The following is a 16,281-nucleotide window of genomic DNA, read 5'->3' on the forward strand; positions in this document are numbered from 1 at the left end:
TCAATTCACCTCCTCCATGAGCAAATCGTCAATCAGCGTCAGCAGCCGGGGCCTGACATCGTTCCAAAGGGCGACATAGGGGTGGCCGCTGTTGTCATTTTGAATAATATGGTAAATCCTTACATGCACCGTTTTGACCAGCTCGTAACGGCCTTTTAAACGCTGGACAGGGTCCGGCAGAACGGCCAGCAGCCGCCGCCAGTAGGCCTGAACGCGCTGCTGAAGGGCAAATAGATGCTCTTTGGCCGCCAGCATATACAGAAAATACAACTCGCTCCATAAAGCGCTGTATGCGGCCGCTTCCAAATGCAGCGGAATGTCGGTCTGCCCTTGCTCGTGCAGCAGATAGGCGTGGAGGTTCAGCATAAGCTCTCGCGTCTGATTGGGCGCGGAGTCCGTCCGGGCCGAACTTCGCTCCGGCTCCGACTTCATACGATCCAACCAATTCGCGGCGGATTGGTCGTCGTTGCGGGCAAGCGCCGCATAGAATGATTTTCGGGCCGCAAGCTTGCGGTGGACGGCCGCTGCGGTTTCTTTATGCCCGCGATTGCGGTCGGCGACGAGCAGCTGGCAGCGCAGCAGCAGCAGTTGGCGCTCCTCCTTTTTGTCCAGAGGCAGCGTCTTGCCCTTCAAAATGCGCGCCGCCTGCGCGTACAAGCCAAGCTGGTAATAGGCCAGCGCGATGCTCCACCATGTTTTCGGCGTGGCCATTCGAAACAGCCGATCCATTTTGTCCGTGAGGCCGTCCGCATCGTGCAGTCGGGCCAGCAGGCTGATCAGCCGCAAAAATGGCGAAATCAGGCCGGAGTTCAGCCTTAACGCATTCGCGTACCACTCTATGGCGCCGTCGTAGTCTTCCAACTGTTCCAAAGTTTTGCCCAGATGGAAACTGGCATTGTACGTTCCTGCGCCGTTGGCGGACGTATAGTTCGGCGGAGCCTCGCCGATGTCGATCGCTTTGCGGAAAGCTTCCGCCGCAGATTCCCACTGGCGCTGCTGGTAGTGAATTCTGCCGAGCGTCAGGAACAAATCGGGAAAATCGCGCAAAACGTCCCCCGCTTTGCTCAGCAATGCAACCGCCTCTTCCCAGCGGCCTAGAGCTTGCAGACAGTTCGCCTCGCGAAGCACGACGACATGCCCGAAGCTGGAGATGCGCCAGTCCACGACCGTTCGGGACAAGATGAATTGCTCCAAAGCCCGCGCATAGTCGCCTGCCCGCATGTACTCCACACCGAGATTGTAGCGGTGAAAGCTTTCGTTGTCGGTGCCCTCCAATTCCTGCAGCAGCAGATCCATATTGCGTTGAACTTTGTTTTTCTTTTGCACCACCTCGGGCAGGTAGCCGCCGTGATTCACCTGAATATCGGAGTAGATGAGCTGTGCCGCCGGATTCGCGTTCAGAATCGGCTGCACGATCTGCTCGTGTATGCGCCCCTCGTAACGGTAGCCGGGCTTATTGCGAAACAAACGGAGCGAAGCGGATACTGAAGATCCCGCGTGTTTGGCCTCCGTACCGATAAAATTGACGATCCGCACAAAAAATCCGTCCGCATGAGGCGAATTCGCGACCATGTGGCGCAGCAGCTTCCCGTGCTGCTCTTCCAGCACTTCATCGGCGTCAAGCATCAAAATCCATTCCCCGGCGGCAAGTTCGATCGATTCGTTGCGGGCATAGGCAAAATCCCGCCGCCACTCGCGAATATGGACGGCAGCCCCGCTGTTTCGTGCAATTTCCACCGTACGGTCCGTTGACCCGGTATCGATGACGATCATTTCGTCCGCCGCATCCCGGGCGCTCTCCAGGCAGCGGGCGATGACATCCTCCTCGTTTTTGACGATCATGCAGAGGGAAATCAGCGGCTTATTCATGGAAATTCGCCCTTTCCGCCCATCTCCAACGGGTGATGGCTGCGCTTTGCTCCATTTTTCGTATGCCTGCCGCAACTTTATCCGCTTCCTCCCGCAAAAAGACGGAAGACGGAAAAATCGACATCGATTCGCTCAGCAGCGCCTCGCTTTGCCGCAAGCAGGCCAGAGCCAAAGCCGTTCGCAGCGATGCGTCATCGGGCTTTTGGGCGAGCAAATACTCGAACATCCCCGATGCCTGCTCATAGGCCCCCCGGTAATACAAAATTTCCGCCAAACAGCGGTATCCCGCCGGGTCGAGGGCATTGTCTTTCAAAGCTTGCAGAAAATAAGCGGCAGCCCGCATGACGTAGCCGTAGTCGAACAGGGCGAAGGCGAGCGATAGCGGGTTTGCGAGAAAGGGCCGCAGCTGCTCGGCGCGCTCGAACAGGCGCAGCTCGACCGTGCGCTCCAGCAGCGTTTGGAGCTCATGTGGCGCGAGGGCATCGGCGAGCATGGTCATGGCGGCTTTGTCATCGGCGAGCAGCAGCTTGCACATCAGGTCGTCCTGCGGGAACGCCCTGCGGTAGCCGTCATCCATGCCGCGGATTAGCAGGACGGCTTCGGACAATCGCCCGGCCCGGATCAAGCACGCAAAGCGGATATGGATAAGCGGAGGGGCCGTGTTTTTCGCGGATTCGAGCATTTTCAAAGCTTTTTCATACCTGCCGATCTTATGCAAAAGAAAAATGAGCCGCTCCTTTTTATCCGGATCATGCTCCAGCCACTGTTCGATGGGGGCGGTCGCTTCATCGCCGGTCCAACCTTGCCGCATGCGCTCATCGGCCCAGCCATACAGCGGCTCCATGCTGCGCCGTTCGGCATCGGACATGCGGAAGGCGGCGGCAGCTTCTTCGTGGAGGCCGCATTGCGCCGCATGCAGGCCGTGCGCCAGCCACAGCCTTGCGGTATCGCAGCCCTGTTCCGCCGGGGCGGGGCCTGCGGCATTCAGGGACAAAGCCTTCCGGCTAGTCGCATAGGCTTCTTCGATGCGGTTTGTTTTGTCGTACAAGCAGGAGAGGGCAAACAGACGGCCTGCGTCTTCGTCGTCTTTTTCTAGTTTATTTTCCAATTTGATCCAATTATTGGCATCAAAATAATAGAGCAGCCGGGCATCCGCCCATCCATGCTCGCCGTCGCGGATTTCCCGTGTCTCGATATGAAGATCGGGCAGGGCAAGGAGCGGGGAAAGCGGGATGCAGGCCAGCGGGGAGGCCGATGCGATAAGATCACCGGCGTCGTATAACCGGCGGTATTGGCGGGAGGGCCATTCGATATATGTCCAGCCGTGCTGCGGAATGGCAATGGTTTCATTGGAAAATTGGACGAAAATTTTTGCCGCGCCCGATCGGGCGATTTGCTCTTTTACCTTTTGCCATGTATGGCCATGATCCGGATCAAAAGCAATTACCGGCGGCCGCCCGTCCGGGTCCGGGGTAGCAGCCGGCTTTTCGCTGTCAACGTGCAGCAGCACAATGGCAAGTTCGGTCACCATGCAACAACTCCATTTTCAACTTTTTCGCGTACAAAAAAAGAAGAGGATAACAGTCGTCATCCTCCATTTTATGAATTCGATTTATACTTGTGCATCGAGATAAACGTCTACAGTAGCGGAACCGACTGCCTCTGTTGCCAGAGATATCCGGGTATATTTAGCAAATCGAATTGGCGTCAGAATGCCTCCTGTCAACAAGCCGGTAATAGTTGAGTCGACAAGCCAACGCGATCCGTCAGAACTGATTTCAACACGGGCATCGACGGTAACGGCGCCTGCATTGTTATAAACCAAGTAAGAGTAGACTTTGTATGGGTACGTGTTTTGCATAAGCGAGGCTGCGGGAACTGGCGTGTAGGAAGTTGAGCTGACCGTAAAGCCCAGTGCGTTGAATTGGTTGAAGTTGTTTTGAGATATGGTTGTGATGGTTCCGCCCAAGAGAGTAGCGGAAATCGTACCGCCGACGATAGTAACGGCTTCGACTGCGCTGAGCGTTCCGCCAACGATGGTAACGGCTTCGACCGCGCTGAGTGTGCCGCCGACGATGGTAACGGCTTCGACTGCGCTGAGCGTGCCGCCGACGATAGTAGCAGCTTGCACAGCATTGAGCGTGCCGCCGACAATGGTAGCAGCCGATATAGCGTCAAGCGTGCCGCCAAGGACTGTGGCCGAGACAGTGCCGCCAAGGATCGTAGCGGAAACGGTCCCGCCGACGATCGTAACGGCTTCGACCGCGCTAAGCGTGCCGCCAACGATAGTAACAGCTTCGACCGCACTGAGCGTGCCGCCAAGGATTGTAGCCGAGACAGTGCCGCCAAGGATCGTAGCGGAAACAGTCCCACCGACGATAGTAACGGCTTCGACTGCGCTAAGCGTACCGCCAACGATAGTAACGGCTTCGACTGCGCTAAGCGTACCGCCAACGATAGTAACGGCTTCGACTGCGCTAAGCGTACCGCCAACGATAGTAACGGCTTCGACTGCGCTAAGCGTACCGCCAACGATAGTAACGGCTTCGACTGCGCTAAGCGTACCGCCAACGATAGTAACGGCTTCGACTGCGCTAAGCGTACCGCCAACGATAGTAACGGCTTCGACTGCGCTAAGCGTACCGCCAACGATAGTAACGGCTTCGACTGCGCTAAGCGTACCGCCAACGATAGTAACGGCTTCGACTGCGCTAAGCGTCCCGCCAACGATAGTAGCCGAAACGGTCCCGCCGGTGATAGTAGCTCCCAGCACAGCAGTTACCGTATTCACAGCACCTATGTTAATGCGGCCGGTACTATCCGTATTGATTGCAAGGGTATTGGTCCCGTCGCTTCCGAAAATCAAGGTTTGCAATTGATTGGGGTCCAGATTATATGCTGCAAAGTTAGGCATGAATTTTCCCTCCTTTCTTCTATATATTTTATACTTGCTCTCGTATCCTTGATATGGATAGCAACCATCATAGACTTGCCTTAAAACAGCCCTTTTTAAAGCGCTCTGCGGGGATAATCTGCCCTGATGATTATAGACGTTCATCATTAGCAACAGTAATCTTGAACGTACGGGCTTCATTTGAAAGCCCGGTTCCGGTTCTATATAATGAGGATTACTCCGCGGATGGATGCCACTTGCAAAGTGAGGGACTGTCATGTTGAAATCGAAGTATTTACGCAGACTGATCGTTTTCAGTATGATTCTGGTTACGATCCCGGTCGTTTCTCTGGGCTGCCTGTCTTATTGGAAGGCGGGGGGAATTATTCAGGAAAAGGTCATTCACGGAAACATGCAGGTGCTTGCGCAGACACAGCTTCAAGTGGAACAGCTTCTGCAAACTATCGACCGGTCGATCCTTCAATTTATCAATAGCCCGTTATTGAATCAATCGATAGGAATGCAGCTGACGGCAAAAGATTTCCAGAAAGTGAACGACCTGAACGAAGGTCTCCACAAGCTCCAGTCCTATGACGCAGGCATACAAGATATACGGATGGCCAGCTTCGCCGGAAGATGGTATTTGGACAATAACGGCTTTATGGAATCACTGCCTGAAGAGGATTTGCAACCGCTGTCAAAATTGGCGGAGATGCCCGTGCTGTCCCGCTGGATGACGGACGAGGCGTCGGCCAGCATTCAGCTCGTGAAAAAATTGCCGATCAATACATTAACGAACCCGTTAGGCGTCATCGCCGTGACGATACCGGAAAGCAGGCTGAAAAAGCTGCTCCCCGAAAGCAACGAGGAAGCCGAGACGATCATTTTGGATGCGGATTACCGCATTTTGACCGAAGCGGCCAACCCTACGTTTACGCCCGAACTGATGGGCCGGATTGTGAAACATTTGCAGGACGTTCGCGCAACGGATGGCTTCGAAACGATTCGGATCGAACATCAATCCATCGGGGTTACATACCGGACTTCCACCTATAACGATTGGATTTATGTTTCGGTTGTTTCCATTGCTCAAATTACGAAGGAATCCCGGGCTATCGGCTGGTACACGGTGCTGGTGTGTTCGGCCGTTTTTGCCCTCCTGCTGGCGGTGTCACTGATGGGCTCCCGAAAGATGTACAGGCCGATTCGCATGATGTTCGAGGCGGCCGGCAGCGGAGGCAGCGAAGGCAGAGCGAAGTCGACGGATGAGCTGCAGGTCATCGGCGACCATATACGTTCGCTGAAGACGTCGCAGTCGAAGCTGCTGGAGCAGATTCAAGGGCAAACGAAGCAGTTGAAGGAGTTTTTTGTAAGGAAACTGTTGATGGGAGAGCTTGGTTCCAAGGAGATTCAGGACAGAGCCGAGGCGTTTCAGTATGATTTGGGCGCAGGTGCTTTTTGCATTGTCACTGTGCAGATCGACTCGCTCGCCGGCACGCGATTCCGCGATACCGACCGCGATTTATTGATGTTTGCCGTCAACAATATCGTATCCGAGTTGATTCCGGCGGATACTCGCCTGGATCCGGTCGTGTTAAGCGGGAATCAGGTGACGCTGCTGAAAAACAGGGCGGACTCGCCGGAAGCGGCGAAAAACGGGGTGTACGTCTGGGCGGAGACGATCCAGTCTACGGTGAAGACGATTTTGCAGTTGAGCGTCAGCATCGGCATCAGCCGGTTTCATCCCAGCCTGACGTATTGTGCGCAAGCCTACCGGGAAAGTCTGGAAGCGCTGAAATACCGGATTCGCTTTGGCGAGGGAGCGATTTTGCATGTGGAGGATGTGCTGCCGGATCAGCGTATTCATGCGATGTTCCCCGAATGGATCGAGAAGCAGATGATCGACGCCCTGATGGTGCCGGACTTGGAAAAGGCGCGCCAACTGCTCCGCGAGTTTTTGACAATGACGATTCGCGAAAATATTCGCCACCAGGAATATCAAATGATCCTTTTCCGCCTGCTCGTCGACCTGATCCGCGAAATTCAAAGCTCGGGCGAGACGCTCAAGCTGTCCTTGAACGACGACCGGCAGCTGTTCGAGCAGCTGAACGATTTGAAAACCGTTCCCGAAACGGAACAATGGTTTATGAGCACGGTCATGGAGCCGATGGTGACGCTGATGAGCAGAAAATGGAATACGCGGAACAAAAACATTTCCGATCAGATGAAGGACATTATCCACCGCGAATTCGAATCCGAGCTTACGCTGGACGTTTGCGCGTCGCGCCTGAATTACCATCCGAACTATTTGAAAACGGTGTTCCGCAAGGAGTCCGGCGTCAATTTCAGCGATTATTTGTCCCAGTACCGGCTGAATCAGTCCAAACAATGGCTGCTGGAAACGGATATGAAAATTGCCGAAATCGCAGAAAGGCTGCGGTACCAGAATCCGCAAAATTTCATCCGGTATTTTAAAAAAATAGAAGGTACGACTCCCGGCGAATACCGGAAAAATTACCGCCCTTTATAACCCGAGCCCTTTCGGGTTTTTTTGGCGCGGGCGCAAGGGGAACAGGAGGGATGGCCACCTACGTGCCGATCCCTTCACGATCACATCCGGGAAGAATCGATCGCGAGCTGATGCAGATGACCCCGTTCGATTGCCGAGCATGTGGAGGTGACTCGGACGGACAACTTTTTCAAACGCCCCGCTATTTGCAAAACAACGTGCTTAGAAAAGTTTCCGTGAAAACGGGTCTTTTTCGTTATTTTTAAGCTTTTGCTAGGGGGTGTTTTCAAACTATTAACCAGCCTAATAATCTGGCAAACTTTTCGTATGAAAAGACGATACGAACTACGAGACGATAAATGGAATCGAATAAAAGAGCTGTTGTCGCTTGAACGGAAGACACAAGGAGGAGGTCAGGCAAAGGACAACCGCCAGGCTAAACGCCATGCTTTGGGTCATCCGTTTGGAAGCACCTTGGCGCGATTTGCCTGATTATTATGGAACACGGCAATCGGTGTACACGCGATTCCGCTGGTGGGAACAGGCGGGAATATTCGATAGGATGCGGAATGTCCTCCGCAGCTCCCAATTCGGAAAGCGCTATGGTTGATGCCTCCATTGGGTGGGTTCACCAGCACGTTGCGGGGGCAAAAGGGGGCAGCAATTTCAAGCCGCCGGACGGTCACGAGGAGGCTTAACCTCCAAGATTCACGCGGTGGTGGACACACTCGGCAACCCCCAGAAATACAAAGTGACGGCATGCAACATCAACGATTGTGTGGCGGGATACAAGATCCTGCAAACCCTTGACGTCGAGGGCAAGAACGTTATGGCTGATCGTGGATATGACACCGATAAAATCATCGCACTGATTTATTATCTTGAAAAACTCTATGTTCAGATTCCGGGTTTATTTACAGATTATAATCAAAAAATCAAGCAGATGTGCTCACTCTGCGTTACGGATACTAACTGAAGCAGCCAACATACATCACTTTGCGGCGAGGTCTACACCTGGAAGAGCCAGGTTTGCTAACTTCCACAGATGGCCAGGCCGCTTATAATTGTTGCTTAGATAATCGCCGCTTGACTAAGAGAATGATATAGTCTAAGACTATACCTAACAAAAAGAATGTTCCAAAGTGAATTAAATAGGCCGGGAATCTAAGAGGTATAAAGACACTATTATCTGTGTTTTTTGCACTATGAGTATCGAGGATCCAAGTATTAAATTTCAACGCATCGATAACTGGATTCAATCGGACAAGGATAATATTAGCTAAGTTACTTCCAAGAAAGTCACTTAGACAAATTAAAATGCTGGCTGCAGAAAGCCAAAAAGTAAGCTTTTTAAAAACCATTATTTATATCCACCTCTCTTCCATTACTAAACTATAGCATTGTCACTCATTTTTTTGAATAGGCCAAATTAAACGTGCAGAATCCTTGTTTTTTCCTACCAAAAATACTTCGTTAACTTTTACCTTGCTAACAAATTTTATGCGGAATTCTCCTGCTCTTTTTAGAGATACAGGGCCTCCTTTTATCCTAAGATATATCTTATTCCCTGTATTATTAATTGCATATCCTCTATATTCAAAAGAAGAACCTATGAAATATCCTTCAATAAGCACGTTTTCACCAATAATATTTACGTTTCTTATTAAGATGAATTCTGGGTTAACCGTTTGTTTATAAATTGTCATAATCGAGTAAATGCATCGGACAAGCCTGTTACTCATTAGAGATCACCCGTTAACCATAGTATTGTAGAAAAGATCATGAGGCTTTTCTCTCACGATCTTTTCTTTGTATTATTAATTGTAATCTACACTTTTTTTAGGTGTGCCTGTCCCTTGAGCATAGTAAACAGCATAGTCCCAAGGAATTGGTATAGTAGTGGAGTAGCCTACGTTACTTTTAATTGAATCATAAAGATCTTTTGGAGTATTTATAAATATTCCGTTACCAACTTTAACATCTGAAATACTATTCCAAAGACCTTTTGCAAAAGAGCTGCAATTGTTATTAAGGGCCCACTCATCATGATTTTTAATATAATTTGTTAGTGTTTGTAATCCAGCAGCGTTTACATTCCAAGCAAGGGAAGCCCTAGTAGCATAGGCATCGCTTTTTTTGGACTTGATGTACCCTTCTAGATTGTACCAAAGACCAGTGTGCTCAGATTTATTACCCCATGTACCAACCGTTACTGTTTTGTGGGGAGCAATAGACGATAGCTGACCAACAGTAATATTAGAAGACGATACATTTTCAACTGTAATCCAAGCATGTCCATCCGTCGAGAAAGAACTTCCTGTACTTGATGTGCTTGCGGTAATAGTAACAACGGCTACAGTATCACTTGCCAATAAATTCAAAGCTGCTGATGATGAGGTCGCTACATTTTTCTGCATGACACCACTTGATTCAGCTACAATTGTACCGTCATTTGTTGCAAAAGCACTTATAGGAAAAATAGAAAATACAACTGTTAGTATTAATGCAAAAGAGAGTAATTTCTTATTCAAAAATTTCATTAATTGTAACCTCCTATGATTTTAGGTGTAGTAATAGGTATTGTGCTATATGATAGCCGGCCGGCGAATCATAAATAATCCTTTTAATACATAATTTGGAACAAACTAAAATGATTGTATCACCTATATTAGAAAATTGCATATAGGATAAATTTACTATATTAGGCTATGATTTGAATTGAGGGGAATGACGTTTTTTTGTCTATTGGAAGGTCCAATCGTTCTTGGTCACGAAGGGAATGTAAATGGACTGTGGCATTTTGTCGCTAGCAAACCGGTTTACGCTGAGCCTTTGAAGGAATCCAGGACGCTATGAATGGAGCTTTACTCAGGATAGCCCTATTATGCGGACTACAGTAAGAACAAATCTACGTAGAGGACTTTGTTAAAGTAATTTCGAACATGATAGTTCCTGTGCCTGGATTGACCGGATCACATGAACAGCGCAATGGGGAGCGTAGAACAGAGAGCAACACGAGTGATTACCACTACGTGTTGCTCTCTTCGTGTAATAGTCGAAAGTTTTCTCAAGATTGTTTTGTACCATTATTTGGAAGATATATCACATGACGCATTGCTAAACGCAAAGCACCAACACAGATCTCAAAGAAGAAACAAGGAATAAGGTGTAAAGCCGGAGAAGCATCCTCCAGCCCGAAAAGTTCTGCTTTGCGGAGCACCCGCCTGCCTTGGGGATTATCCGGCAAGAAAGGCAGCGAACCTTCTGCCGGAAGGATTATAGAAGGGGAGCCGCTTTTATGGCTATATGGTATTAAGCGGGAGACGACGATTGCGATTCTCCCTAGTTACGATTGCGAGGAGCGAAGCTATGAAAACGACCGAACCCCCGTTCGAGCAGGTTTGGAAAGCGGATTTGCAGGACGGCACGTACCGCAATCCGATTTTGTATGCGGATTACGCCGATCCTGACGTGATTCGAGTCGGCCGCGATTTTTATATGGTATCTTCGAGTTTTTCGCATGTACCCGGCCTTCCCGTGCTGCATTCGCGGGATTTGATCCATTGGAGCATCCTCGGCCATGTGCTGGAACGGCTGGACTTGCCCGGTTACGATCTGCCGCAGCATGGCGCAGGCGTCTGGGCGCCGAGCATCCGGTACCGGGAGGGCCGATTTTGGGTCTACTACGCCACGCCCGACGAGGGCATTTTCATGTGCACGGCAGAGCATCCGCAAGGCCCCTGGACGGCTCCGCATTTGGTGTACGGGGTAAAAGGCTGGATTGACCCGTGCCCGTTCTGGGATGAGGACGGCCGCGCCTATCTCGTGCATGCGTTTGCCCACAGCCGCTGCGGCATCAAGGATCAACTGCAGCTGATCGAAATGGCGCCGGACGGCCGCAGCTTGCTGGGCGGGAGGCGGATCATTTTCGACGGCAGGGAGCGTCATCCGATCATTGAAGGTCCGAAGCTGTACAAGCGCAACGGCTACTATTACATCTTCGCACCTGCCGGAGGCGTGAAACCCGGTTGGCAGACGGTTCTCCGCTCGACCTCCATATGGGGGCCTTATGAGGATCGAATCGTTCTCCACCAAGGGACGACGGATGTGAACGGACCCCATCAAGGGGGCTGGATCGAGCTGGAGTCGGGCGAGTCGTGGTTTCTTCATTTTCAGGATCGCGGCGCATACGGCCGCATCCTGCATTTGCAGCCCATGCGCTGGACGGACGATTGGCCGGTAATGGGAGCGGGCGAGGGAGAGATCGGCGAGCCCGTGGCGCAATGGACGAAGCCGGATGTGGGCGGAGTCCATCCGCCGCAGGCGCCGGCCGCCTCGGACGATTTTGCCGGGCCGAGGCTGGGCCTGCAGTGGCAGTGGCAGGCCAACCCCGGGCCTGGCTGGCATTCGCTGGCGGCCCGGCCCGGCCGCCTGCGTCTTTACGCAGCGCCGCTGCCCGCAGGGAAGCGGACGCTCTACGATGCGCCGCAGCTGCTGCTGCAGAAATTACCGGCGCCGTCTTTTGCCGCCACGGCGAAGCTGGAGCTCGCCGCTGCCGGGCCGGCCGACAGAGCCGGGCTGATCGTCTTCGGCATCGCATACGCTTGCCTGGCCGTAGAAGCCGGCGAGGACGGCGTCCGCTTGTCCCTCATGCAAGGGCACGGCGCTCCCGCAGCCGAGCAGGAGGTGTGGGCTGCCGGGCTGGAGCGCTTCCCCGCCTCCGGTTTGTATTTGCGGGTAACGGTCAGCGGCCCGGCCGGCGGCGAACCGGAATGCGCCTACAGCTACAGCCTGGACGGCAAAAGCTACCTGCAAGCGGGAGCGCCGGTTCCGGCCAGTCCGGGCAAATGGGTCGGCGCCAAGGTCGGCATTTTCTGCGTGAATCGGGAAGGTGCCGCAATCGGAGGCCATGCGGACTTCGACTGGTTCCGGGTCGATGAGCTTCCTTGATGATTATCGGATATTCCGTACGGATTATTCGCGGCGCGTGCGCAAGGGGATTGCCCGGGCCGGCAGTGTCTTGCGGCCAATATGTGCCTCGGGGATTGTAGACGGCAATGCGGCGCGATTTTAAAGTGAATATATCCGCTAGCCGATAAGGAGGGATGCGACGTGCAGACTGTTTCAACGGAAACCTACTCGCCCTCGCAAACGAAGAAGAAAATGTTATACTCGCGCCTGCTGAAAAGATACTATTGGTTTTATCTCATGCTGCTGCCGGGCTTGCTTTATTTTATCGTATATAAGTATGTGCCGATGTGGGGGATATTGATTTCCTTCCAGGATTATCAGCCTTTTCTCGGGTTTGCCAAAAGCAACTGGGTCGGCTTCAAGCACTTCCGGACGTTTTTCGGCGACGATGCGTTCTGGATGCTGTTCCGCAATACGTTCGTTTTGGCGGTATATAACATTGTGTTCTTTTTTCCGCTGCCGATCATTATCGCGTTGATGCTCAATGAACTCAGGCTCGCCGTGGTAAAACGCCTGATTCAAACGTTGATTTATATTCCCCACTTCGTATCTTGGGTCGTTGTCGTCGGCATCAGTTTTTTGTTCTTCTCGTCGCAGGGCGGAATCGTCAACAACTTTCTGGCGAGCGCCGGACATGAGCCGGTGAATTTCCTGATGAGCAAGGACTGGTTTCGAACCGTCATCACCTCGCAGGTGATTTGGAAAGAAACGGGCTGGGGTACGATTATTTTTCTGGCGGCGCTGGCCGGCGTCGATCCGGGACTGTATGAGGCGGCTCGCATAGACGGGGCCGGCAGATGGAGGTCGATGTGGCACATCACGCTGCCTGCGATTCGCGGCACGATTATTATTTTGCTGATTTTGCGGCTTGGGCATTTTATGGATTCGGGCTTCGAGCAAATTTTCCTGATGATCAACCCGCTCAACCGCGAAGTCGGCGAAGTTTTCGATACGTACGTGTACGATATGGGGATTTCGCAAGGGAAATTCAGCTACAGCACCGCGGTCGGCGTATTCAAATCGGCGGTTGGGCTGGTGCTCGTCGTGGGTGCGAACTATGTAAGCAAAAAGTTTGGCGAGGAAGGTATTTACTAACGGGAAAGGGGAGATTGTAATGGCGGACAAATCGATTTCAGGCAAAATCGCAGACGGCATCAATACGGTCATTCTGCTGATTGTGGCGGCCGTCTGCGTCCTGCCGTTCCTATATATTTTGGCAGCCTCGCTGACCGCCCCGGAAGAGCTGATCAGCAGCGGGTTCGTGCTGTTTCCGACGAAGTTCTCTCTGGACGGCTACCGGTACATTTTGTCCACCAACCTGATTTTGTCGAGCTTGGGCGTATCGATCTTCATTACGATTGCCGGCACGCTAACGAATCTGCTGTTTACGGCTTTGATGGCCTACCCGCTCGCCCAGAGGGGGCTGCCCGGCGGCAAGCTGGTCATGAAGCTGGTCGTGTTCTCGATGCTGTTCAGCGGAGGGATGATTCCGACCTATCTGATCGTCAAATGGACCGGGCTGCTCGACAGCGTCGCGTCCCTGATTATTCCCGGCTTGATCAGCGCTTTTAACCTGATTATTATGCGCACTTTTTTCCAGCAGCTTCCCGATGGGCTGGAGGAGGCGGCCAGAATTGACGGCTGCAGCGATCCGGGCATTTTGTTCAAAATCGTGCTTCCTTTATCCGCACCGGTTCTCGCCTCGCTCGCCTTGTTTTATGCGGTAGGGCACTGGAACGCTTATTTTAACGCGGTATTGTATATTAACGATAATTCGCTGTGGCCGATTCAGGTCTGGCTCCGGCAAATCGTTATTTTGTCGCAGGGGGGAATCGGCGATTCCACGCAGTTCAGCGGCGATTATGTGCCGCCTCCGGCGGAAACGATTAAAATGGCCGTCATTATCCTGTCCACGCTGCCGATCTTGATCGTGTACCCGTTTTTGCAAAAGCATTTTGCCAAAGGCGCATTGCTCGGGTCGGTGAAGGAATAAATAACTACTTTCAATTCAGGAGGGTATTCTTATGAAATTAACGGCAACCGGAAAATCCCGCAAGCTGATATCGGTTCTCTGTCTGACCTGTATGACGGCTTCCATGCTCGCTGCTTGCAGCTCCAAGCCGGAATCTCCGGCGGCAAGCTCGACGGCCACTGCGTCGCAAGAGCCGCTGAAGCTGAGCGTGATGATGATTCAACAGCTGGCGGAGCCGCCGAAAAAAGATTCGCCGGCCATTAAAAAAATCGAAGAGTACACGAACACGAAGCTGGATATTACCTGGGTCCCGGCCACGACCTACGACGACAAAGTCAGCGCGACGATCGCCTCGGGCAACATGCCGGATTTGATGCTGCTTCGCCGGGTCAAAGAGTCCGCGCAGCTGAACGCCCAGATGTCCGGCGTGTTCTGGGAGCTCACTCCGTTTATTAAAGATACGAAATCGTTAAGCAAAATGAGCGAGGTGGCCAAGCGGAACGCCAGCGTCAACGGCCAACTGTTCGGGATTCCGCGGGAGCGGGTGCTGGCGCGCTACGGGATGATTTTCCGGAAAGACTGGCTGGACAACTTGGGGCTGCAGACACCGAAGACGGTGGACGATATTTACAACGCAGCTAAAGCGTTTACACAGGGCGACCCGGACAAAAACGGCAAAAACGATACGTTCGGCATCCAGGAAGACAGCACGATGGAGCTGCTCAAGCAGCTGACGATATATGCGGGCGGGCCTAACGGATGGGGGCTGCTGGACGGCAAAGTTACGCCGGATTTTCTGTTCCCCGAATACCAGACCGCTTTGAACACGTACAAGAAAATGGTTTCCGAAAAGCTGATCAGCCCTGACTTCCCGATTGCCAAGAAATACGACTACTTTAATCAGGAAAAAGCCGGCATCTACTTCTCGGTTCTGGATGACGCCTCAACCCGCCACCTCGATATGATGAAGAAAAATCCGAAAGTCGCCGTCGACGTGGCGCAAAATTTTGACGGCCCCAAGGGACAGCGGGTCAGAGCGACGCTCGGTTACGATTCGATGCTGGTCATCCCGAAAAAGAAAGAAACGACCGAAGCGAAAGTCAAACAGATTGTCGCTTTCCTCGATAAGCTGGGCGACGAGCAGATGCAAACGCTGCTGAAATGGGGCATCGAAGGCACCGATTATACGGTCGATAACGGCAAGGGCGTGAAAACCGCAGGTTCAGCCGGAATCGGCGATGTGCTCAACTTCAAATGGGATACGCCGGGAACCGGCCTGGCCGGGACGAAAACGCCGCTTGAAGAAAAAATCGACAAAACCATGGCGGACAACAAAGGCATCGCCGTCGTCGATCTGAGCGCTTCCCTGCTGTCGGAAACGAACAATCAGAAGGGCAGGGATTTGACCAAAAGCATCACGGATGCTGTAACCAAATACGCGCTCGGCGAACTGGACGACAAGGGCTGGAAAGATGCGATCGACAAATGGCGGAAAGACGGCGGAGACAAACTGATCGAAGAGTATACCGCCGATTACAACAAGCAACAAAAATAAGCTCCCAGTACGCCGCGCGGAGTTGCGCTGCAGTCAGAGTGACGGCAAACCGCGGCGCAGGGCCGGAGGACGAAAGCGTCGCCTTCGGCACCTGTAGTGGTACCGTGTGGAGCGCCGCGACCCGCACTGGCCAGGGCCGGGCTGGGAGCGCTAAAGCGTGTGTTTAGAAGAAAAAGGACTGACCTTCCATAGCAGCTTTTAGCTGCGAGGGGTCAGCCCTTTTTTGTCCGCGTGTCACGCGTGGGTGGAAATGCCGTCAGGGGGTCGGTCGCGAACGGTATTTTGTATCGTGTATCGTGTCGGGCGAGAATGTCAGCATGTTTGGCGAACGTAGCAGTTACGAACGATGTCTTGGTGACCGTCGGAAAACTCACTTGCTGGAACTGGCGGTGCCGCGCTTGGCAATTCCTGCACAATTGCAGGCTTTTGAAAAACCCCTCCGCATCAGAGGCGATAACTACAATCTGCCCGGCTGAACGAAGAAAACCTGCAAAAATACATGAATTTGCGTC

Annotated in this window: 12 protein-coding genes; 7 read left to right on the forward strand and 5 right to left on the reverse strand. The window is 52.5% G+C overall.

Annotated features, from left to right (window positions below; genetic code table 11):
* The 3 genes from AC6RNO_RS04480 to AC6RNO_RS04490 form a co-directional block, all read right to left on the reverse strand.
* Positions 1–1,869, reverse strand: coding sequence for a glycosyltransferase (locus AC6RNO_RS04480; RefSeq protein WP_497104748.1), 1,869 nt, complete (start codon positions 1,867–1,869; stop codon positions 1–3).
* Positions 1,862–3,400, reverse strand: coding sequence for a tetratricopeptide repeat protein (locus AC6RNO_RS04485; RefSeq protein ID WP_497104749.1), 1,539 nt, complete (start codon positions 3,398–3,400; stop codon positions 1,862–1,864). The genes AC6RNO_RS04480 and AC6RNO_RS04485 overlap by 8 nt, the downstream gene beginning before the upstream one ends.
* Before the next feature lie 81 nt (positions 3,401–3,481).
* The gene (locus tag AC6RNO_RS04490; RefSeq protein ID WP_497104750.1) at positions 3,482–4,783 is read right to left on the reverse strand and encodes a DUF6385 domain-containing protein; all 1,302 of its coding nucleotides are present in this window, start codon (positions 4,781–4,783) and stop codon (positions 3,482–3,484) included.
* Between the two features lie 256 nt (positions 4,784–5,039).
* Here AC6RNO_RS04490 and AC6RNO_RS04495 point away from each other — a divergent pair, with 256 nt between their 5' ends.
* From AC6RNO_RS04495 to AC6RNO_RS04505, 3 genes are all read left to right on the forward strand, one after another.
* Positions 5,040–7,292 carry a helix-turn-helix domain-containing protein gene (locus tag AC6RNO_RS04495; RefSeq protein WP_497104751.1) on the forward strand — a complete coding sequence of 751 codons (2,253 nt, stop codon included), beginning with the start codon at positions 5,040–5,042 and terminating at the stop codon, positions 7,290–7,292.
* A 367-nt stretch (positions 7,293–7,659) separates the two neighbouring features.
* Complete coding sequence (locus tag AC6RNO_RS04500) at positions 7,660–7,881, forward strand: transposase (RefSeq protein WP_497104752.1); 222 nt, start codon at positions 7,660–7,662, stop codon at positions 7,879–7,881.
* Positions 7,882–7,893: 12 nt separating this feature from the next.
* Positions 7,894–8,247: a transposase gene (locus AC6RNO_RS04505; RefSeq protein WP_497104753.1), complete on the forward strand. Its 354-nt coding sequence runs from the start codon at positions 7,894–7,896 to the stop codon at positions 8,245–8,247.
* A 427-nt stretch (positions 8,248–8,674) separates the two neighbouring features.
* Here AC6RNO_RS04505 and AC6RNO_RS04510 read toward each other — a convergent pair whose 3' ends face one another.
* Complete coding sequence (locus AC6RNO_RS04510) at positions 8,675–9,013, reverse strand: hypothetical protein (protein ID WP_497104754.1); 339 nt, start codon at positions 9,011–9,013, stop codon at positions 8,675–8,677.
* A gap of 75 nt (positions 9,014–9,088) precedes the next feature.
* Positions 9,089–9,811, reverse strand: coding sequence for a hypothetical protein (locus AC6RNO_RS04515; RefSeq protein WP_497104755.1), 723 nt, complete (start codon positions 9,809–9,811; stop codon positions 9,089–9,091).
* Positions 9,812–10,640: 829 nt separating this feature from the next.
* Here AC6RNO_RS04515 and AC6RNO_RS04520 point away from each other — a divergent pair.
* The 4 genes from AC6RNO_RS04520 to AC6RNO_RS04535 all read left to right on the forward strand — a co-directional run bounded on the left by AC6RNO_RS04520 (position 10,641) and on the right by AC6RNO_RS04535 (position 15,769).
* Complete coding sequence (locus AC6RNO_RS04520; protein WP_497104756.1) at positions 10,641–12,221, forward strand: family 43 glycosylhydrolase; 1,581 nt, start codon at positions 10,641–10,643, stop codon at positions 12,219–12,221.
* A gap of 213 nt (positions 12,222–12,434) precedes the next feature.
* Positions 12,435–13,337: an ABC transporter permease gene (locus tag AC6RNO_RS04525; RefSeq protein WP_488435161.1), complete on the forward strand. Its 903-nt coding sequence runs from the start codon at positions 12,435–12,437 to the stop codon at positions 13,335–13,337.
* A gap of 19 nt (positions 13,338–13,356) precedes the next feature.
* A complete protein-coding gene (locus tag AC6RNO_RS04530; RefSeq protein WP_497104757.1) occupies positions 13,357–14,235 on the forward strand; it encodes an ABC transporter permease subunit in 879 nt (292 codons plus the stop codon).
* A 31-nt stretch (positions 14,236–14,266) separates the two neighbouring features.
* On the forward strand, positions 14,267–15,769 hold the full coding sequence (locus tag AC6RNO_RS04535; RefSeq protein WP_497104758.1) for an extracellular solute-binding protein: 1,503 nt from the start codon (positions 14,267–14,269) through the stop codon (positions 15,767–15,769).
* Positions 15,770–16,281: the final 512 nt, after the last annotated feature.

This window comes from Paenibacillus sp. sgz302190 (genome assembly GCF_059820445.1).